The following is a 19,353-nucleotide window of genomic DNA, read 5'->3' as shown; positions in this document are numbered from 1 at the left end:
GTCAGTCCTTGGCGTGCGCGTCGATGTCGAGCGCGCGCTCGGCGCCTTCACCGATCAGGCCGCAGTAGTACAGATGCACGCCGATCGCGAGCGAGTCGTGGCGGATTTCATTGAATGCCTTCCACGCCTTGGCCGGTTCCTTGAACACGAGATAGTGCGCTTCCTGCGAAACGAGCCGCGCGACCTGATGCAGGCCATGTCCATGCAGACGGTCGACCAGTTCATCGAGGCTGCGGTGCGTGCGCGCGTCCGTGCGCGGATACAGCATGTGCAGCACGGCGACTTTTTCCGAGGCGAGTGCGGCCGACATCGCCAGCACGATGTCCTGGTGGTTCAGCGCCGTGACAACGATGTCGTCGGCTTCTTCGGTCGCGGGAAAGAGCGTGTCGATGTTCATGTTCATTTTGGTTATTCCTGTGTCTGACTTTAAAAAAGACCCGCCGTTTTGATGGCGGGTCCAAGACAGCATTGTGTTTGCAGGGGAAGCTAAACACGAAATCAGTATCTCAGACGCAAATGCATTTGGCGCCCCATGTAGAAGCAAAACATTGTTGCTGCCGGTGCGCTTACTTTCATTTGTCTGTCGGTGAAAAGCCTTGTCGCCACGTCGAGTATTGCTTGGTGCGAGATGGATTGTTGCGCGCCAGGAGTGCAATCAAATGCCGTGCGCGCCGTAGAATGCTCGGGGCTGCCGGGTGCGGCAAAAGGTGCTCTGGCCAGCGCGCAAGAAATCTGTTCAACGCGCAGTTGTTCGCCAGGCGCTCTAGGCGCCGCGCATCCCGGCCTCGCATGTCATATGTATTGCAATGTCGAAAGGAATCCCTGATGAACGTATCAACGACTAAAGCCACGCTGTCGTTTTCCGATAGCGACGAAAAAATCGAACTGCCGGTTTATAAAGGATCGTTGGGTCCGGATGTGATCGACATTCGCAAGCTGTACGGTCAGACCGGCAAGTTCACGTACGATCCGGGCTTCATGTCGACGGCGTCGTGCAATTCGGCGATCACGTATATCGACGGCGACAAGGGCGAGCTGCTGTATCGCGGCTATCCGATCGATAACCTCGCGCAGAATGCGGACTTTCTCGAAACGTGCTATCTGCTGCTGAAAGGCGAATTGCCCACGTTGCAGCAGAAGAAGGAATTCGAAGACACGGTCACGAAGCACACGATGGTGCATGAGCAGATGCACTTCTTCTTCCGTGGCTTCCGCCGCGACGCGCACCCGATGGCGATTCTCGTCGCTGCAGTCGGCGCGCTGTCGGCGTTCTATCACGACTCGCTCGATATCTCCGACCCGACGCACCGCGACGTGTCCGCGATCCGCATGATCGCCAAGCTGCCGACGCTGGTCGCGATGGCGTACAAGTACTCGGTCGGCCAGCCGTTCGTGTATCCGCGCAATGATCTGTCGTACAGCGCGAACTTCATGCACATGATGTTCTCGACGCCGGCCGAAGAGTACAAGGTCAACGAAGTGCTGGTGCGTGCGCTGGACCGTATCCTGATTCTGCATGCGGACCACGAGCAGAATGCGTCGACGTCGACGGTGCGTCTGGCGGGTTCGTCGGGTGCGAATCCGTTTGCGTGTATCGCGGCGGGGATCGCGTGTCTGTGGGGCCCGGCGCACGGCGGCGCGAACGAAGCGGCGCTGAACATGCTGGAAGAGATCGGCTCGGTCGACAACATTCCGAAGTTCATCGAGCAGGTGAAGGACAAGAACTCGGGCGTGAAGCTGATGGGCTTCGGTCACCGGGTGTACAAGAACTACGATCCGCGTGCGAAGCTGATGCGCGAAACCTGCCACGAAGTGCTGAACGAACTGGGGCTGCACGACGACCCGCTGTTCAAGCTCGCGATGGCGCTGGAAAAGATCGCGCTCGAGGATGAGTATTTCGTGTCGCGCAAGCTGTATCCGAATGTCGATTTTTACTCGGGGATCGTGCAGCGTGCGCTGGGCATTCCTACCGCGATGTTTACCTGTATTTTCTCGCTGGCGCGGACTGTGGGCTGGATCGCGCAGTGGAATGAGATGATCGCCGATCCTGAACAGAAGATTGGGCGTCCGCGGCAGTTGTTTGTTGGCGAGACGTCACGGGTGGCGGGGCCGATCGCACAGCGGTAAGGTTTATTCGTTATTCTTGCCGCTATTCGCGGTGTTCGGTGAAGGTGAAGGCGCTGCTTCTGGAAGAGGGGTGGCGCCTTTTTTTTTGTCTGCGACGGGTTTGGTTTGGTTTGGTTGTTCTGGACTTTGCGCTGGCATCCGCGTTATGCCTACGTGCTTCACGCGTTGCCCCTGTGCGGGGCGGCACCTACTTTTCTTTGCCGCCGCAAAGAAAAGTAGGCAAAAGAAAGCGGCTCACACCGCCAGCCCGTGTGTTTGCCTGAGGGCTCCCAAAGGTTCTTACGCTTCACACGGCAACCACGTGACCGACGTCCGTTGCCAACGTTCTCTCCGTACGCCTCACCCCCTTCATGCCCCCGCGTCACTGCACGCGGCGCCAGATAGTCCACGGCCGCCCAGGTGGCAAACTGTGTGTAGGGCGTAGTACCTCGCACGCCTTACTTCGGACCGATAGCACACGCGTTCCACACTGTAAGAGCGCCAGGCTATACGGCGCGACAACCTACACACAGTTTGCCACCTGGGCGGCATATACCATTCGCTGCCGCTGGCTCAAGCAGGGGTATTCGAAGCGGGTGAGGCGTGCATTCGAAGCGTTGGCAACGGGAATCAGCCAGGGGACTGCCGTGTGAAGCGTGGGGACGTTGGGGGCCCGTGGATAGGAACACGTACTGGCGGTGTGAGCCGCTTTCTTTTGCCTACTTTTCTTTGCGGCGGCAAAGAAAAGTAGGTGCCGCCCCGCACAGGGGCGACGCCTGAAGCACGCTAACAAATCGCGGATGCCAGCGAAAAAAAAACGGAAACCGCGGATGCACTTCAACAGGATGTCGAATCAATTTACCCAATATTCGAGTCACCGTAGGCGATGCTCAGACGCACAACTGACAAAGCTGAAACATTAGAAAAAAGTCAACAGCAAACCCAACCGCACGACCCGTGCCATCCCCCCTCTGTGACATTTCAAAGAAAAAAATCTCAAAGATTCGTGGCACCTCCGGCACTATCCCCTGTCGTAACCCCACGAACCTTCTACAATCACCGAAACGAAGCCACTAGAAGCCACTAGCACCACTAGCACAGGAGCAAGCTGATGCAGGATCCAGAAGCACTCGGCGGGTTGTCCCATCAGGGCGGCGTGGACTATCGCGGCGAGGAGAACGACGGCGCGTTCATCGCGCCTGAAAACCTGAACGTCGCGAGCGCAACCCAGCACGTGCTGAAGTCGGGCGGCACGTTTATCGTCAACGATCCCCTCGGTGACGTCACAGGCCACGACGACGGCCTGTTCGTCAACGATACCCGCGTGCTGTCGCAACTGCGTCTGACCTTCGGCGGACGCGCGCCCTCGCTGCTGTCGGGCAGCGTCAGCAGCGACAACACGTCATTCACCGCGCATCTGACCAACCGTCCGCTGCCGCCGCTCGGCGGCGACAGCACGCCGGAAGGCGTGATTCACGTCGAGCGCGTGCGCGTGCTGTCCGGCACGGTGATGAACGAAGCAATCGAACTCACCAACTACGGCACGACGGACGCGATCGTCCCGTTGTCCATCTCGTTTGCCAGCGACTTCCGCGACATGTTCGAAGTGCGCGGCCTGAAACGCGCGAAGCAGGGCAAGGTCGAAGCGCCACGCGTGCACAAGAACGAAGTGCTGCTCGGCTATATCGGTCTCGACGACGTAGCGCGGCACGTGCGCGTCGCGTTTTCGCCGATGCCCGACAAACTGCTCGCCGACCGCGCCGATTATTCGGTGAAGCTGCCTGCTCAGGCGTGTGTGTCGATTTATCTGTCGGTGGCCGTGCAGGTCGCGGCGCATAAGGGCGAGCCGGATGTCCACGTCGCGCAATCGACCCATACCGTCACCGAGCTGCACGTCTCGCAGGTCGACGCGGCGCGGCCGCGCGTGGGCCGCACGGCTGTGCGCGCGGCGCTCGTCGATGCCCACCTGGTGATGCGCGAGCGGCGCCGTGCGTCGGCGCGCGTGCGCTCGAGCAATCCGCTGTTCAATGCGTGGATCGACCGCTCGCAGGCGGACCTCAACCTGCTCACGACGGATCTCGCCAGCGGGCCGTATCCGTATGCAGGCATTCCGTGGTTCTCGACGCCGTTCGGGCGCGACGCCGTCATCACGTCGCTGCAGATGTTGTGGCTCCAGCCGGGCCTCGCGCGCGGCGTGTTGCGTTTTCTCGCCGAGCACCAGGCGATGGAAGATTCCGCGTTCCGCGACGCCGCTGTCGGCAAGATCATGCACGAAATGCGCCGCAGCGAAATGGCGGCGACGGGCGAGGTACCGTTCGCGCTCTATTACGGCGGTGTCGATACGACGCCGCTCTTCATCGTGCTCGCGGGCGCTTACGTGGCGCGCACGGGGGACACGCAACTCGTCGACGAGCTGTGGCCGGCGCTCGACCGCGCGGCGAAATGGGTATCGGGCGTATGCGATCGCAATATTTACGGGCTGCTCGATTATCAGCGCGCGTCGGACGGCGGTCTTGCGAACCAGGGCTGGAAGGACAGTCACGACTCCGTGTTTCACGCGGACGGCCGTTTCCCTGAAGGGCCGATCTCGCTCGTCGAAGTGCAGGCGTACGCGAGCGCCGCATTCGACACGATGGCGCAGTTCTCGATGTTGCGCGGCCTGCCCGACGACGCGGTGCGCTACACACAGCGCGCCACCGCGATCCGCGCCTGCGTCGAAGACAAGTACTGGATGGACGATTCGAACTTCTACGGCATCGCGCTCGACGGCAAGGGCGACCTGTGCCGCGTGATGGCATCGAATGCGGGTCATCTGCTGGCGTTCGGCTTGCCGTCGCGTGAACGCGGTGAAGCCGTCGCGCGCGCGCTCGAATCGACGCTCTTCCACACCGGCTGGGGCGTGCGCACGCTGGCGGCAGGCCAGCCGCGCTTCAATCCGATGGCGTATCACAATGGCTCGGTCTGGCCGCACGACAACGCGCTCTGCGCGCGCGGTCTTGCGCGCTACGGCGCGAAGGCGGCGGCCGTGCGTCTGTTGCAGGCGCTCTTCCAGGCGGCCGTCAACTTCGACATGCGTCTGCCCGAGCTGTTCTGCGGCTTCCCGCGCCGTCGCGGCGAACCGCCCACGGCGTACCCCGTCGCGTGTCTGCCGCAGGCGTGGGCGGCCGGCTCGCCGTTCATGATGCTCGAAGCGTGCCTGGGCATGACGATCGACGCGCAAAAACGCGAAGTGCTGATCGAGCAGCCGATGCTGCCGGAGGGCATCGACTGGATCGAGATCGGCGATCTGCGCGTCGGCGACGCGTCGGTGTCGATCACGTTCCGGCGTGTGGCGGGCAAGGTCGTGGCGTCGGCGGAGCAGGGCGACGTGCGGGTAATCGCGCTGCTGTAAGTCGACAACTGCACCCGGTCTTCGACGGAACTGCGAGATGCCGCAACAGAACGTCTATGTCGTGTTCAAGGGCGCGCTGAAACTCGGCGTGCCTTTTCTCGACGGCTACAAGGGCGATCCGCACTATGTGATCGTCGTCGACGATCCGGCAGGCGGTGAATTCAGGATCGTCACGAATGTGAAGTCGGACAGTTCGCTGACGGGGCCGGCTGGCTATCACGTGCTGTATTCGTGGAGCCAGTACTTCGATCATCCGATGGTGGCCGATCTCGCCAAGCTGCCGCCCGGTCTGACACAGACCGGGTTTCCGAAGCTCGACTACGTGCATGATCCGCGTCTCGTCGATCTGTCGACGATGCGGCCCATCACGCTCGACACGGCAAGCGCGCACAACGACATCAACGCGCTCGTCAACGACATGCTGCAACTGGATATGTCGGCGGCGCCCGTCGACTATCTGTATCCGGGCAAGAGCGGCAACGATATGCGGCGCGGCTGGAAGCCGACGAAGAACGTCACTGTGTACGGCTTCGGTTTTCTGTTCGAGCCCCAGCACGATGGCCTGCACGAAACGCATATGAACCAGGGCAACCCGAAGCCGCAGCCGGGCAGCCGTGTGAGGGATCATTCGTCGGAGAACGGCACGTTTCAGGACGGCGCGGTGATGGTCGAAGTGGACGGGCGCTTCCAGGCGCTGTTCGTCGCGTTTCAGACCCAACTGGTGCCGACCGACAACCGGGGCTGGCCGATTCCCGGCACGTCTCATCCAATTCTGGGCTGAGGACTGACGCCATGCGGCAGTGAGCTTCCGCTGGTTTCAGTCGGCTGCCATCAATTCTCGGGTCCTTGAAGAAGATCGAGTGGCCTGGTTTCAGGTCGGCTGTTGTTCTTGGCGTCGAGTGTGAACGGAAGATTATCGGCCGCGTCACATTCGTCTTTCCAGTTCTCTAATTCCCGTCTCATTCTGCGAAGGCATGATCTCCTCGACCGAGCCCGGATGCGGGACGCCACAGCAGGAGAACAGCATGGAAACCAACGCAGAAACGAACTATCGCCCGTATGTCGATGCATTACTGAGGGAACTGAAAACACGCGCCTGTGAACCCGCCATCCGCTATCAGGGAAGGGACGTCACGAGAGGCGAGTTGCGCAGCGCGATTTACCGTTATGCGCGTGCGCTCGGCGCACTCGGCATAGGCCGGGGCGCGGTGGTCGCGCTCCATGCGCCGAATCGCCCCGAAGCGCTCGCCGTTCGCTATGCGGCGAACCTGCTCGGCGCGGCCACCATGTTCCTGCCTGCGCTGGCGAGTGCCGAAAGCCGCGCGACCTTGCTCGCCCGGATCAGGCCGACGCTTCTGGTCGTGTTTCCGGAGACCGCTCATCTGGTACGCGATGCAGTCGATCAGCGCATCGTTTCTGTCGGCTACGAGAGCACATGGGTGCATCTCGACAGGTTCGCCAGCGTGCAGTCGGACCAGCCGCTCGAAAGCCGTGCCATGCCGGACGAACTCGCAGTGATCGTCTCCTCAGGCGGCACGACGGGCGTGCCGAAAGCGAGCCGCCGCTCGTTCGCGGCCTATTCCGCGATGGTGGTGTCGGCGCGCAACGCGAAGCGGCGTCAATTGATCAATGGTCCGCTCGCGTACCTGTCGCAAGTGCTGGTCGATACGACGTTGATCGGCGGCGGAAGTGTCGTGCTCGAACGGGCGTACAGTGCGCGGACGACGCTTGCAGTGATCGAGTCCGAACGCATCACGGATGTTTTTCTGGTCGAGCCTCAACTCTTCGAGATGATGGATCACCCGGACGTGGGCCGACGCGATCTGTCGTCGCTGCGTTGCATCGCGCATGTCGGCGGCTCGGCACCCGCGGCGTTGCGGCAACGCGCCGTCAGGCGTCTCGGCCCGGTGCTCGCGCATATGTACGGCGCAAGCGAAGCGGGACTCGTCAGCGTGCTGCCGCCGCCCGACTATGCGACAAATCCAGCGCGCCTGGATAGCGCGGGGCGCATCCGGCCTGGCGTCGAGGTGCGTTTGCGCTGCGTCGATGGCACGCTCGCGGCGAATGGGTACCCCGGCAGCATCGAGGTCCGGTCCGCTGCCGTGGCGCATGGATACCGCAATCAGCCCGTCGAAGGCGCGCAGAAATTCAGGGACGGCTGGTGCCTGACGGGCGATATCGGCCTGATCGACGATGGCGGTTATCTGCATGTGATCGGCCGTTCATCCGACGTCGCGGAAATCGATCAGCGCATCATCGGTCCCGTGCATATCGAAGATGTACTCTGCCGCCTGCCCGACGTGCGCTATGCCGTGGCATTCGCGTCGAACACGCAGGATGGCGAGCATGCATGGAATGCAGTCGTCGAGCCCTGGGCCGGACAGCATGTGGATCGCGCGCGCTGCGCGCGTGCACTGAACGCGGCGTTCGGCGATCTGGTGGCAAACGCGGTCAACCTATCGGAGGCGGGCGCGATACCGCTGACGGAGCAGGGCAAGGTGGATCGGGTCGCGATCGAAAGGACGCTGTTGGTTCAGCCGCGCGCGATCACTGAAAAGCCGACGTTCCGTGCGCATCGGCCGATGAGCGAGCGCCTCAGTGCCAGTTGATGCAATCAGGCCATGCCATTCGTTTCAGGAGATGAACATGCCCACTCGTGCACGCGGTCGTTGCGCGTACACGATCGGGACTGGCTTCGGTCATGCTGCACCGAGATCAGGGGAAGCGTGCTAGCGCGGCCACTGGTTTCTGCTTGCCAGCCCAGATAATGTGCGCGTCTCGTCGCTGGCTGCCTCACGTCCGCGACGAGGTTGACAATAAATAGATGACCAGTTATCTTGTTATCCATCAGCTCAACGGAGATCACGAAGTTGCCACGTCCTGCCAATCCTCAAGTACGTTCGCGTCTGCTCTCAGTGGGGCGTGATGTGGTTCACGACCGCGGTTTCAATGGCTGTGGCGTGCAGGACATCACGACGGCCGCCGGCGTGCCGAAGGGCTCGTTCTACAACTACTTCGAAAGCAAGGAAATGTTTGCGGCCGAAATTCTCGAAGACTACTGGCAGTCCATCGAAGACCGCCACGGTCCGATCCTGTACGACGCGCGAATCAGGCCGCTCGCGCGCGTTGCGAAATTCTTCCGTGCATTGACGGACGATCACAGCAAGAGCGATTTTGCGCTGGGTTGTCTGATTGGCAACCTGTCACTCGAACTGTCGAATGCCAGCGACGAGGCACGCTCGAAGCTTCTGGCATTGCTCGCGCGGTGGCAAGAGGCACTGGCCGCCTGCTTGCGCGAGGCGCAGGAGCGCAATGAACTGGACCGCAAGCAGAACGTGGACGAACTCGCGGCGATCCTGATCGAGGCTTACGAAGGCGCAGCCATGCGCGGCAAGATCGAGCAGAGCGGCAACGCGTACGAGCGTTTCGAGAAGGTCGTAATGCCCCGGCTGCTTCGCTAAGTTTTTTTTGTTTCTTTTATAAAGCGACCGGTCATCTATATTTAAAGTATGCCAACACTTTGCGCGGTTGCTGTCGTCCGATGTACTGACTTTTATATGGAGGTTTTATGAGTAACGCGAACCAGGCAGAGCAAGCGAACGCAAACCCATACGCGGATCCTGTCGATCCGGCTTTGCCGCAGACAGGCTTCAAACTGGACCCATCGAAGGCGGCACTGGTGGTCATTGATCCGCAGAATGATTTCCTGAGTCCGTCAGGGGCGAGCTGGTCGGTATTCGGGCCGAGCATTACCGAGAACAATACGGTCGCGAATCTGGGGCAACTGTTCAAGACGGCGAAGCAGGTGGGACTCACCGTGGCCGTTTCGCCGCACTATTACTACCCGTGCGATCACGAGTGGCACTTTGGCGGTCCGCTGGAAAAGGTGATGCACAACATCTGCATGTTCGATCGCAAAGGGCCGAACACGCTCGAGGACTTCGAGGGATCGGGCGCGGATTTTCTCGACGAGTACAAGCCGTACATTCTCGACGGCAAAACCATCATTGCGTCTCCGCATAAGGTCTATGGACCGGAGACGAACGATCTCGCCTTGCAACTTCGCAAGAAGGGCGTGTCGCAGATCATTCTCGCCGGCATGGCGGCGAACCTTTGCATCGAATCGCACTTGCGCGAGCTGATCGAACAAGGCTTCGAAGTGGCCGTGGTGCGTGACGCTACGGCAGGCCCGCGATTGCCGGACGGCGACGGCTATCTGGCCGCGATCATCAACTTCCGTTATCTCGCGCACGCGCTGTGGACGACGGAGCAGACGGTTCGGGCACTCGCGTCCTGATCGTTGAGGGTTGGGGGTTCACGAACGGATGGAAGCCCGTCGATGCAAGGCGGGCTTCGCCGAGCGGCTCGATCACCCACTCACCGATGAAAATAATCCGGCAAACGGAACCCGTCATAAACCCGGTTGCCCAGAATCGCATGACGAAACTCGTCCGATTGATAAGCCGCAACGATATCGGCTGTCGCCCGTGAATTGCGGTTCGCCGCTTTGACGACCACCTGATTCACATAAGGCGAGGTCATCTGTTCGAGCGCGAGCGCATCGGCGAGACGGTGTCCGCTCGCAATCGCGAAGTTGCCCTGAATCGCGGCATAGTCCACGTCTTCGAGCGCGCGCGGCGCCTGGGCGGATTCGAGCGGCACGATGCGAATGCCTGCGGGATTCGCGATCACATCGCGCTCGGTGACATCGACGGGATTCGGATTCGCGCGAATACGTATCCAGCCGATGTTCTGCAGGATCTTCAGCGCGCGCTCCAGGTTGACGGGATCGTTGGGTACGGCGACCGTCGTGCCGCGCTTCACTTCCGTGAGCGAGCGGTGCTTCGTCGAGTACAGGCCCATCGGCGGCGTCGGTACCTGCACGACAGGGACGAGATCGGTGCCGTTGCGATCGTTGTACGACTTCAGATAGACACTATGCTGCATCACGTCGGCCGTGATTTCACCGCTATAGACAGCGTGATTCGCTTCGAGGCCGGTGCTGAACTCGACGTATCGCACGGTATAGCCTTTGCGCACGAGTTGCGGCTCGACGCCTTGACGGAATTCATCCGCATAGGGACCCGGCACGAAACCGATGCGCAGCGTTTGCTGCGCTTTCGCTGCTGGATCGTCGGCGGCGTGCGCTGCGTTGACGGAAAACATGAGCATCGAGCAGGCGGCAGCCGTGGCGAAGCGCGCAAGTATGACGAGTCTGCGCATGAACGGGTTCCTGTTTGAAGTGAGATGGGGGAGCCGATTATGTCGATGCGCAAATACAGAGGTCAAAGAACGAATCGAGCGATCGTTAAGCGTCGCTATGTGATTTGCTTCGGTGCGTATCGAACGAAGACGCGCGTCGTTTCTTCATTGCACTCACGCGAATAACGTAAGCGAAAATTGGTCGTTAACCGGGCAAGAACGCGTCCCTATACTGGCACGCTTATTCGTCGACAAAAGCTCGACGCCCGGCATGTTCATGCCGGATCGCATGCCAGAACAAGGAACCACGAATGCCCGCTCAAGACCTCACGGATCGTGCCGCACGTGCACGCCTTCAGACGACGCTGGCCGGCTTGCCCGCGCTCGCAAAAGCCATCGGCGAAGGCGCCGCGTCGCGCGAGGCGCGGCGCGAGTTGCCGTACGACGGCTTTGCGCTGTTCCGGCAATCGGGACTCGGGCGCTTGCGCCTGCCCGTCGAATGGGGCGGTCTGGGTGGATCGCTCGAAGACGTGTTCGAGGTGATCGCCACACTCGCTGCCGGGGACAGCAATGTCGCGCACGCGCTGCGCATTCATTTCGATCAGACCGAGGCGTTGCTACTATCGCCGCGCACGCCGTTCAACGCGTTGCAGATCGAGCGCGTGGCCGAGGGCGCGATTTTCGGCGGTGCTTCGACGGAACTCGGCACGTCCCGTCCCGGCGAGATCACGACGCAACTGCGCCGCGACGGCGAGCACTACCGCTTGAGCGGCCGCAAATACTACGCGACGGGCACCGCATTCTCCGACTTCGCGCGCCTGAACCTGCAGGACGAGAACGGCAATTCCGTGGTCGCGATCGTGCCCGTCAACCGCGAAGGCTTTCGCGTGCTCGATGACTGGGACGGAATGGGCCAGCGGATGACGGCGAGCGGCAGCCTCGAATTCGACAATCTGCTGGTGCTCGCGGACGAAGTCACACCGCGCGTGCTGACGACCCTGGCCGGCCGTCATGGCGGCGCGCTGCGGCAGCTGCATCTGGTCGCGGTGGGCGCGGGCATCGTGCGCAACGTCGTCGCCGATGCCACGCGCTACGTGCTGCGCCATGGCCGTCCCGCGTTGCATAGCCCCGCGCCGTCGGCGCGTGAAGACGCGTTCATCCAGCAGGTAATCGGCGATCTGACCGCACACAGCCATACCATCGACGTGCTCGTGCGCGACAACGCGCGCGTGCTGGAACGCTCTTCGCAGGCCATCCGCAATGGCGAACCCGACGCGGAAGCGCGCGTGCTCGAAGGCGCGCTTGCGACGGCGCGCACGCAGCTGATCGTCAGCAAGCTCGCGTTGTATGCGGCCGAGCGCATGTTCGAAGCGGGCGGCGCGTCGGCGACATCGCGTGCACATAACTTCGACCGTCACTGGCGCAATCTGCGCACGATCTTCAGCCACAACCCGCTATTGCACAAAGCGCGCGTGATCGGCGATTACGAATTGAACGGCGTGACGACGCATCTGACGGAAGGCCGCGTTTTCTAGCGTGCTGCGCACGATTCATAGCGTGCAACAGCATATCGATGTGTCGATTTCTTCGTGGCGGTGCGCAAGTGCCGCATTCGACAATACCGACGTCACTTTCCAATCCGGTGATTCACGCGATGAACCGTGATCTTCACAGCGGAGAATTTCGATGAGCCGTATCACGGCACACGCGGCGCCGCGCCGCCTGCATCTGAACGTCAACATCCTGCATTCAGGTTTTGTGCCTTCCGCGTGGCGGCTGGCCGACGCGGACCCGCGCGCATTCGTCGACGTGAATCATTATGTGCGCGTCGCGCAGATCGCCGAGGCGGCGAAGCTCGATGCCGTCTTTCTCGCGGACAACGCCGCGATCGTCGACCAGATCGATTTCCGTCCCATCACCGCGCTGGAGCCGACCGTGCTGCTCGCCAGCATCGCCGCCGCGACGACACATATCGGCGTGATCGGCACGGCATCGACGAGCTATAACGAGCCGTACAACATCGCGCGGCGCTTCGCGACGCTCGACCATGTGAGCCACGGACGCGCGGGATGGAACGTCGTGACGACGGCCGACCTGCCGTCCGCGCGAAACTTCGGCCGCGATGCCGTGCCGGACCACGCGCAGCGTTATGAACGCGCCGCCGAATTCACCGCGCTCGTGAAGGCGCTGTGGGACAGCTGGGAAGACGATGCGTTCGTCGGCGACAAGGCGGGCGGCCGTTTCGTCGATGTCGCGAAGGTGCATCCCGTCACGCATCGCGGGCGGCACTTCGACGTGCAGGGTCCGCTGAACCTGCCGCGCTCGCCGCAAGGTCATCCCGTGGTGGTGCAGGCGGGCGGTTCGCCCGATGGCCGCGATCTCGCCGCGCGCCACGCAGAGGCGGTATTTTCGGCGTCGCAGTCGTTCGCGGAATCAGCAGCATATCGGCGCGACCTCAACACGCGCGCAGCGGCATACGGGCGTCCCGGCGTGAAGGTGCTCGCCGGTCTCACGACCATCATCGGCGCGACCGAGGCCGACGCGCTGCGCCGGCGCGACGAACTGGTCGATCAGATTCCATGGCGCTACAGCCTGAACCGTCTGGCAGGCACGCTGGGCATCGACGCCGAGCGCCTGAAGCTCGACCAGCCGTTGCCCGACGATCTCGTGCTGCCCGGCGGCGGCAACGGCAACCATACCTTTTTTCACGCGACCATCGCGCAGGGCCGCCGTCACGGCTATACGGTGCGCGAACTGATCCGCGCGCTGGCGGGCGGAACGGGGCATCGCGTGATCGTGGGCACGCCCGGGCAGATCGCCGACGATATCGAGCGCTGGTTCACGGGCGGCGCCGCGGACGGTTTCAATCTGATGCCCGACGCGCTGCCGGGCGGTCTGCAGGACTTCGTGGACGGCGTCGTACCGATCCTGCAGCAACGCGGCATCTTTCGCACCGACTATGAAGGTACGACGCTGCGCGAGCACCTGGGGCTCGCGCGTCCCGACAACGCGCAGCTATGGCGCAAAAGTGCCTAGGCACACGCACACACAATTCTGTTCTCGACAACCATGAGTTCACGCAAGGGTCATCTGCGCCTCGGCGCTTTTCTCTATCCGACGGGACATCACATCGCCGCATGGCGGCATCCTGATTCGCGGGTCGACGCGGGGCGCAATTTCCGGCACTACGTCCAGCTTGCGCAGGCCGCCGAGGCCGCGAAGTTCGATCTGATCTTTCTCGCGGACGGCGCGGGCACGCGCGGCGACAACGTCGACTTTCTGAGCCGCACGGCACACAGCTATGTCGCGCAGTTCGAGCCGCTCACGTTGCTGTCGGCGCTCGCTGCCGTCACGGAACGGATCGGTCTGGTCGGCACGGCATCGACGACATTCAACGAGCCGTATCACATCGCGCGCAAGTTCGCGTCGCTCGATCACATCAGTGGCGGCCGCGCGGGGTGGAATCTCGTCACGTCGTCGAGCGCGCATGAGGCGAAAAACTTCAACTTCGACGAGCATCTCGCGCATGCGCGGCGCTATGAGCGCGCGGTCGAATTCGCCGAGGTCGTCGAAGGCTTGTGGGATAGCTGGGACGACGAGGCGTTCGTGCGCGACAAGGCGTCGGGCCGTTACTTCGATCCGTCGAAGCGCCATGTGCTCGATCACCGCGGCGAGTTCTTCAATGTGCGCGGTCCGTTGAACGTCGAGCGTTCGCCGCAGGGCAGGCCCGTCGTCGTGCAGGCGGGCTCGTCGGAGGCGGGCAAGGCGCTGGCCGCGCGCACGGCGGAAGTGATCTTCACGGCCCAGCAGACGCTCGACGATGCCGTCGCGTTCTATGCGGACGTCAAAGGGCGGATGGCGGCATATGGCCGCGAACCGGACGATCTCAAGATCATGCCGGGTGTGATGCCGATCGTCGGCGCCACCGAAAGCGAGGCACGCGAGAAGTTCGACGCGCTTCAGGCGCTGATCGATCCCGCCGTGGGACTCGCGCTGGTACAGACGGTGACGGGCGGCTTCGACCTGTCCGGTTATCCGCTCGACGGGCCGATTCCCGAACTGCCCGAAACCAACGCAAGCAAGAGCCGCCAGTTGCTCGCGCTCGAACTCGCGCGGCGCGAAAACCTGACGATCCGCGAGCTCTATCTGCGCATTGCGGGCGCGCGCGGACACTGGCAACTGGTCGGCACGCCGGAGCAGATCGTCGACGCGCTCGAAGCGCGTTTCGTCAACCACGGCGCGGATGGCTATAACGTGATGCCGGCGCTGCTGCCCAACAGTCTCGACGATTTCATCCGGCTCGTGTTGCCGGAACTGCGGCGACGCGGATTGTTCCGCAGCGAATACGAAGGGCGCACGCTGCGCGAGAACCTTGGATTGAAGCAGCCTGTTTCGCGCTATGCGCTCGAATCAGTGACGTCTTCGTAATCCTCTTCAGGGGACGACTTCATGACTCAAACGACGAACCCGGATCAGGGCGCGCTCGATACGCTGCGGCTCATCGGTCCCGACCCGGACAACTGGGTGGCGGACAGGCCGGACATCGACCATAACGTGTTGATCGTCGGCGGCGGTCAGAGCGGTGCGGCATTCGCATTCGCGCTGCGGCGCGCGGGCATCGGCAAGGTGAGCGTGATCGACGGCGCGCCTGACGAGTCTCGCGCGGGCGTATGGCTCACGCGCGCGAGGATGACGCGATTGCGCACGCCGAAAGTGTTGCCTGGCCCCGAGGCGGGTTTGCCCGCGCTGAGCTTTCAGGCGTGGTACGAGGCGCGCCATGGCGCCGAGGCGTATGCGAAGATCGAGCGGATTCCGCGCGAGCAGTGGGCCGCGTATCTCGCGTGGTATCGGCATTTTCTGTCGATCCCGATTCGCTACGGAGTGACCCTGACGCGTATCGAGCCAGCCGATGGACATTTCCGTCTGCACCTGTCGATCCACGATGGCACGCGCATGTGGCATGTCGTCGAGACGACGCGCAAGATCATTCTGGCCAATGGCGTCGCCGGCAACGGCAAGCCGTTCATCCCCGACGTGCTGGCTGCGTTGCCGTCCGCGCAACTTTCCCATACGTCGCACGACATCGACTTCGCGGCGTTGCGCGGCAAGTCGGTGGCCGTCGTCGGCGGCGCGGCGTCGGCCTTCGATGCCGCCGCCACCGCGCTCGAAGCGGGTGCAGCCGACGTGCATCTGTTCGTGAGGCGCGCGTCGATACCTTCGGTGCCCGTCACCCGTTCGCGTGCGTATCCCGGCGCTTACGACAACTATTCCGCGTTGCCCGATGCGGTGCGCTGGAAGCAGGCGTTGCGGTTCAGGCGCTCGGGTTCGACGCCGCCACCCGACGCGATCGGGCGCGTGACGCGGCATGACAACTTTCATCTGCATCCCGGAGCGCAATGGCAGCACGCGCGCGTCGCGGATCAACGCGTCGAGGTTGTTGCCGCAGGCCATCCATTCGCGTTCGATCATGTGATCGCAGGCACGGGCTACGCAATCGATCTGCACGCACGCGCCGAACTCACCGACATCGCAGATCACGTGCTGTTGTGGCGAGACCGGTATGAGCCCGCGCCGCATGAACGCGACGATGCGCTCGGCGCGCATCCGTATCTCGGCGAAGCGCTCGAATACCTGGAGAAGACGCCCGGCGCGGCGCCCTGGTTGAAGCACATCCACATCTACAATCCGGCGGCGTTCGTCAGCTTCGGCTTGCCCGTCGGCGACGTGCCGAGCATGAAGCGCGATATTCCCGCCATCGTGAGGCGCATCAGCCGCGATCTGTTCATCGACGATCTCGACGCGCACGAAGCCCGCATCGATGCCGATGTCGCGCCGGAGTTCGATGAGTCGCATTACGCGCATCGAGTCTGGCGCGCCGATACCGTCGAGCATTGAATCGACGAGTGCTTGCGTCACCCGTAACGGGTGACGCCTTTGAACCCCTATCAGAACTTCACGCGCACGCCTGAAAACACGGCGACCTGACGATTCGTCGATGACGCCGTGCCGGCGTCGGCAATCGCCGCAATCTTCTGATACCCCGTGCCGACGCGCGTCGATGCATCGCCCGCCGCGAGTTGATAAGCCGCCGACAGATAAAGATCGGTGCGCTTGGACAGCGCGTAATCGACGCCGAGCGTGAACTGATGCCAGCGCGGCTTGAGGTTCGCGCCATTGGTGCCGGGCAGATTGGTCGCGCGTCCATCCGTGTACGTGTACACGCCGATCAGCGTCAGCGCGGGCGTGAACAGATAGCGCGCGTTCAGATCGTAGTTGTTGAACTTGCGCGACGAGCCATCGCTGTAGTCGAGCTGCGTATGGCTCCATGCGAAGCCGAATGTCGCCGCGCCGATCGCGTAGCTGGTGCCTGCCGCCGCGATCTGCTGACGCACGACGCCGCCATTCAATCCATAGAAGAATGCGCCGCTGTAGTCGTCGCCGGATGTCGTCGACGCGCCGCCAATCGCGCCGCCTGTGTTCGATGCCGTATTCGGATGATTCAGTACGTTATAGCCGCCGCCGATCGAGAACGGACCGTTGGTGTAGTTCGCCGCTATGCCCCATGCGCGGTTGTTGCTGAAGCCCGTGCCGTTGTTGCCGTTCGCCTGGTTGCTGAATGCATAGAGGCCGTCGACGGTGAAGCCCGCAATCGGGTCGCTGCGGAACTTGACTGCGTTGTTCACGCGGAAGGTCTGATTCAGATTGTCGTTATCGCCGATGTGCGTCGATGGCGACCAGAAGCCCGGGCCTGCATACTGCGAGACGAGATCGGTCACGGGCTCGTACTGCCGGCCGACGGTCACCGTGCCGATGCCCGTCTTCTGCACGCCCACGAACGCCTGGCGGCCGAACAGGCGTCCGCCTTGCGCTGCTGTGCCGTCGTTCGGACGGAAGCCGCTTTCCAGCGTGAAGACGGTCTTCAGTCCATCACCGAGATCCTCGACGCCGCGCAAACCCCAGCGGCTGCCGTTGAGCTTGCCGCTCGTCTGCTGGATGTTGCTCGCGCCTTTCTGGTTGTTGGTATAGGTGATGCCCGCGTCGACGAGTCCATACAACGTGACGGCACTCTGCGCATGCACGAGCGCGGGCGATGCAGCGACAAGACTTGCGGCGCTGGCCAGAACAACACGCTTCATTGGATTCCCTTTTTATTGATGTCACATGGTTAATAAGGAACCCGATGCTATTAGGGAGAACACTCAACACGAAGCAACTATTTCTAATTTGTTATCCGCATGCAATGCGATTTACAACGGACTTTCGCAGTGGAATGCAGATCAGCCGCATAGCGGAATACGTTGTGGCATAGTGGCCCTCTCTCCGGACTCGCAACTTCAAGTCGATATTCATCGAGGCGCTATGATCGATTTTTCCGCCGTCACGGCCGTGTTCTCTGTTTATATCGTCGGTGTCGTGATACCGGGCCCGAACTTCGTCGCCGTCGCGCACAAGTCGGTGTCGGCAACACGTCGCGATGCATTTGCGCTCGTCGCGGGAATCGTGGTGGTCAATCTCTTCTGGGCCACCTGTGCGATTCTCGGTGTGGGCGTCGTGTTCGCGATCTTTCCGTGGGTCGCCATTGCCGTGAAGCTCGCCGGCGCGGGTTATCTCATCTGGTTCGGCTTGCGCCTCATCAGGTCGGCGGGCACGCGTCCGATGGCGGTGCAAAACGTGTCGGCGTCGTCGGGCTTCGGTTCTGCGTTCATGCAAGGTGTCGCGACCAATATTGCCAATCCGAAATCGATCGCGTTCTACGCGGCGGTTTTTTCAACGGCGGCGCCTGCGCACGTACGCGCGCCGACCTTCCTCGCGATGCTCGCGACCGTGGGCGTGGTGGCGTCGTGCTGGTATGGCGGCGTCGCGCTGTTTCTGTCGCATGAGGCCGTTTCGGGCGCGTATCGCCGCGCGCAGAAATGGATCGACCGTGCATGTGGCGCGGTGATCGTCGCGCTCGGACTACGGCAGGCTCTGCGCTGACCGTACGGTCTGTTTATGTTCGTGGAAGTGGTGCGCGCGTAAATCGGCGGGGCCGCAAAAAGGGGTAGACTTTCGGCTACGCACGCTGAACCGGGTGCGACGGGGCGCTCTTTCGAGTCGCCCCGTCTGCCATGTGCGCAGGTTGTTTTCAGTGCTACAGCACATACGTATTGAAGACAGGCCGAACAGAATTGAGGTCCACAACCCATGCTCAAACCCGAATTCAATGACGCGGGCAGCGCGCGTCCCGAACTGCTGTGCTACCTCGTGGCCATCGCGGCGGCGTCGTACGCGCTGACACAGGAGTGGCGCGTCGATCACGTCGTCGAATGCTGCCGCCGCTGGCTCGCGAAAAACGATGTGAAGATGGACTGGCTCGACCGCGTCAGGATCGGCCAGTTCGCGTTGAAGATCGCAAGCAAGGATCTGCTGGATGCCGGTATCGCCGTGCGTCTGTCCAGCGTCAATGCGCTCTTTACGAGCGAGATGGAACTGAACGAAGCGAGCACGATGGTGCAACGGATGATGTCGTTGTGTCAGGAAGCGCTTTGATCGCGCGTTGCGCAAATGCCAAGCCTGAGCGGCAAAGCGTGCGCCGGGTGAACACTGTGTTGCAACTTCGATAGCTGATCGCGAGACGGGGCCAATTCATACTTTGCGACTATCGCGCACCGCAT

15 protein-coding genes are annotated in these 19,353 nt (G+C 62.2%); 12 read left to right on the top strand and 3 right to left on the bottom strand.

Features of this window, described 5'->3' with window-relative positions; genetic code table 11:
- Nucleotide 1 precedes the first annotated feature (1 nt).
- A complete protein-coding gene (locus PPGU16_RS20760; protein ID WP_180724646.1) occupies nucleotides 2-403 on the bottom strand; it encodes a hypothetical protein in 402 nt (133 codons plus the stop codon).
- A 422-nt stretch (nucleotides 404-825) separates the two neighbouring features.
- Between PPGU16_RS20760 and gltA the strand changes: the two genes are divergently transcribed.
- The 6 genes from gltA (at nucleotide 826) to PPGU16_RS20730 (ending at nucleotide 9,794) form a co-directional block, all read left to right on the top strand.
- Nucleotides 826-2,127 (top strand): citrate synthase, encoded by a 1,302-nt coding sequence (gene gltA / locus PPGU16_RS20755; protein ID WP_180724645.1) that lies wholly within the window; start codon nucleotides 826-828, stop codon nucleotides 2,125-2,127.
- A 1,090-nt stretch (nucleotides 2,128-3,217) separates the two neighbouring features.
- The gene (locus PPGU16_RS20750) at nucleotides 3,218-5,497 is read left to right on the top strand and encodes an amylo-alpha-1,6-glucosidase (RefSeq protein WP_180724644.1); all 2,280 of its coding nucleotides are present in this window, start codon (nucleotides 3,218-3,220) and stop codon (nucleotides 5,495-5,497) included.
- Nucleotides 5,498-5,534: 37 nt separating this feature from the next.
- Nucleotides 5,535-6,278: a DUF2278 family protein gene (locus PPGU16_RS20745; RefSeq protein ID WP_180724643.1), complete on the top strand. Its 744-nt coding sequence runs from the start codon at nucleotides 5,535-5,537 to the stop codon at nucleotides 6,276-6,278.
- A gap of 244 nt (nucleotides 6,279-6,522) precedes the next feature.
- Nucleotides 6,523-8,106: a class I adenylate-forming enzyme family protein gene (locus PPGU16_RS20740; RefSeq protein WP_180724642.1), complete on the top strand. Its 1,584-nt coding sequence runs from the start codon at nucleotides 6,523-6,525 to the stop codon at nucleotides 8,104-8,106.
- 318 nt (nucleotides 8,107-8,424) lie between these two features.
- Complete coding sequence (locus PPGU16_RS20735) at nucleotides 8,425-8,958, top strand: TetR/AcrR family transcriptional regulator (RefSeq protein WP_238269359.1); 534 nt, start codon at nucleotides 8,425-8,427, stop codon at nucleotides 8,956-8,958.
- Between the two features lie 107 nt (nucleotides 8,959-9,065).
- On the top strand, nucleotides 9,066-9,794 hold the full coding sequence (locus PPGU16_RS20730) for a cysteine hydrolase family protein (RefSeq protein ID WP_180724640.1): 729 nt from the start codon (nucleotides 9,066-9,068) through the stop codon (nucleotides 9,792-9,794).
- Between the two features lie 80 nt (nucleotides 9,795-9,874).
- Here PPGU16_RS20730 and PPGU16_RS20725 read toward each other — a convergent pair whose 3' ends face one another.
- A complete protein-coding gene (locus PPGU16_RS20725) occupies nucleotides 9,875-10,669 on the bottom strand; it encodes a MetQ/NlpA family ABC transporter substrate-binding protein (protein ID WP_434064432.1) in 795 nt (264 codons plus the stop codon).
- A gap of 341 nt (nucleotides 10,670-11,010) precedes the next feature.
- On the opposite strand from PPGU16_RS20725, the gene PPGU16_RS20720 reads away from it, so the two are divergent.
- The 4 genes from PPGU16_RS20720 to PPGU16_RS20705 all read left to right on the top strand — a co-directional run bounded on the left by PPGU16_RS20720 (nucleotide 11,011) and on the right by PPGU16_RS20705 (nucleotide 16,594).
- Nucleotides 11,011-12,234 carry an acyl-CoA dehydrogenase family protein gene (locus PPGU16_RS20720; protein WP_180724638.1) on the top strand — a complete coding sequence of 408 codons (1,224 nt, stop codon included), beginning with the start codon at nucleotides 11,011-11,013 and terminating at the stop codon, nucleotides 12,232-12,234.
- 151 nt (nucleotides 12,235-12,385) lie between these two features.
- Nucleotides 12,386-13,735: an LLM class flavin-dependent oxidoreductase gene (locus PPGU16_RS20715; RefSeq protein ID WP_180724637.1), complete on the top strand. Its 1,350-nt coding sequence runs from the start codon at nucleotides 12,386-12,388 to the stop codon at nucleotides 13,733-13,735.
- Nucleotides 13,736-13,768: 33 nt separating this feature from the next.
- Nucleotides 13,769-15,127, top strand: coding sequence for an LLM class flavin-dependent oxidoreductase (locus PPGU16_RS20710; RefSeq protein WP_180724636.1), 1,359 nt, complete (start codon nucleotides 13,769-13,771; stop codon nucleotides 15,125-15,127).
- Nucleotides 15,128-15,148: 21 nt separating this feature from the next.
- Nucleotides 15,149-16,594: an NAD(P)-binding domain-containing protein gene (locus tag PPGU16_RS20705; RefSeq protein WP_180724635.1), complete on the top strand. Its 1,446-nt coding sequence runs from the start codon at nucleotides 15,149-15,151 to the stop codon at nucleotides 16,592-16,594.
- A 50-nt stretch (nucleotides 16,595-16,644) separates the two neighbouring features.
- Here the strand turns inward: PPGU16_RS20705 and PPGU16_RS20700 are convergent, their stop codons facing one another.
- Nucleotides 16,645-17,835 (bottom strand): porin, encoded by a 1,191-nt coding sequence (locus PPGU16_RS20700; RefSeq protein ID WP_180724634.1) that lies wholly within the window; start codon nucleotides 17,833-17,835, stop codon nucleotides 16,645-16,647.
- 223 nt (nucleotides 17,836-18,058) lie between these two features.
- On the opposite strand from PPGU16_RS20700, the gene PPGU16_RS20695 reads away from it, so the two are divergent.
- Together PPGU16_RS20695 and PPGU16_RS20690 are read left to right on the top strand one after the other, a co-directional pair.
- Nucleotides 18,059-18,676, top strand: a complete 618-nt coding sequence (locus tag PPGU16_RS20695) for a LysE family translocator (RefSeq protein ID WP_180724633.1) — start codon at nucleotides 18,059-18,061, stop codon at nucleotides 18,674-18,676.
- Between the two features lie 207 nt (nucleotides 18,677-18,883).
- Nucleotides 18,884-19,228 (top strand): hypothetical protein, encoded by a 345-nt coding sequence (locus PPGU16_RS20690; protein ID WP_054935140.1) that lies wholly within the window; start codon nucleotides 18,884-18,886, stop codon nucleotides 19,226-19,228.
- Nucleotides 19,229-19,353 lie beyond the last annotated feature (125 nt).

This window comes from Paraburkholderia largidicola, assembly GCF_013426895.1.
GTDB classification, from domain to species: Bacteria; Pseudomonadota; Gammaproteobacteria; order Burkholderiales; family Burkholderiaceae; genus Paraburkholderia; species Paraburkholderia largidicola.
This window is presented reverse-complemented; position numbering and strand designations above follow the sequence as displayed.

What these genes read in the sequence shown, in the direction of transcription:
- PPGU16_RS20700 (WP_180724634.1), bottom strand. Translation starts at nt 17,835, where the DNA reads ATGAAGCGTGTTGTTCTGGCCAGCGCCGCAAGTCTTGTCGCTGCATCG.
- PPGU16_RS20720 (WP_180724638.1), top strand. Translation starts at nt 11,011, where the DNA reads ATGCCCGCTCAAGACCTCACGGATCGTGCCGCACGTGCACGCCTTCAG.
- PPGU16_RS20710 (WP_180724636.1), top strand. Translation starts at nt 13,769, where the DNA reads ATGAGTTCACGCAAGGGTCATCTGCGCCTCGGCGCTTTTCTCTATCCG.
- gltA (WP_180724645.1), top strand. Translation starts at nt 826, where the DNA reads ATGAACGTATCAACGACTAAAGCCACGCTGTCGTTTTCCGATAGCGAC.
- PPGU16_RS20715 (WP_180724637.1), top strand. Translation starts at nt 12,386, where the DNA reads ATGAGCCGTATCACGGCACACGCGGCGCCGCGCCGCCTGCATCTGAAC.
- PPGU16_RS20740 (WP_180724642.1), top strand. Translation starts at nt 6,523, where the DNA reads ATGGAAACCAACGCAGAAACGAACTATCGCCCGTATGTCGATGCATTA.
- PPGU16_RS20725 (WP_434064432.1), bottom strand. Translation starts at nt 10,669, where the DNA reads ATGCTCATGTTTTCCGTCAACGCAGCGCACGCCGCCGACGATCCAGCA.
- PPGU16_RS20750 (WP_180724644.1), top strand. Translation starts at nt 3,218, where the DNA reads ATGCAGGATCCAGAAGCACTCGGCGGGTTGTCCCATCAGGGCGGCGTG.
- PPGU16_RS20760 (WP_180724646.1), bottom strand. Translation starts at nt 403, where the DNA reads ATGAACATGAACATCGACACGCTCTTTCCCGCGACCGAAGAAGCCGAC.
- PPGU16_RS20690 (WP_054935140.1), top strand. Translation starts at nt 18,884, where the DNA reads ATGCTCAAACCCGAATTCAATGACGCGGGCAGCGCGCGTCCCGAACTG.
- PPGU16_RS20730 (WP_180724640.1), top strand. Translation starts at nt 9,066, where the DNA reads ATGAGTAACGCGAACCAGGCAGAGCAAGCGAACGCAAACCCATACGCG.
- PPGU16_RS20695 (WP_180724633.1), top strand. Translation starts at nt 18,059, where the DNA reads ATGATCGATTTTTCCGCCGTCACGGCCGTGTTCTCTGTTTATATCGTC.
- PPGU16_RS20745 (WP_180724643.1), top strand. Translation starts at nt 5,535, where the DNA reads ATGCCGCAACAGAACGTCTATGTCGTGTTCAAGGGCGCGCTGAAACTC.
- PPGU16_RS20705 (WP_180724635.1), top strand. Translation starts at nt 15,149, where the DNA reads ATGACTCAAACGACGAACCCGGATCAGGGCGCGCTCGATACGCTGCGG.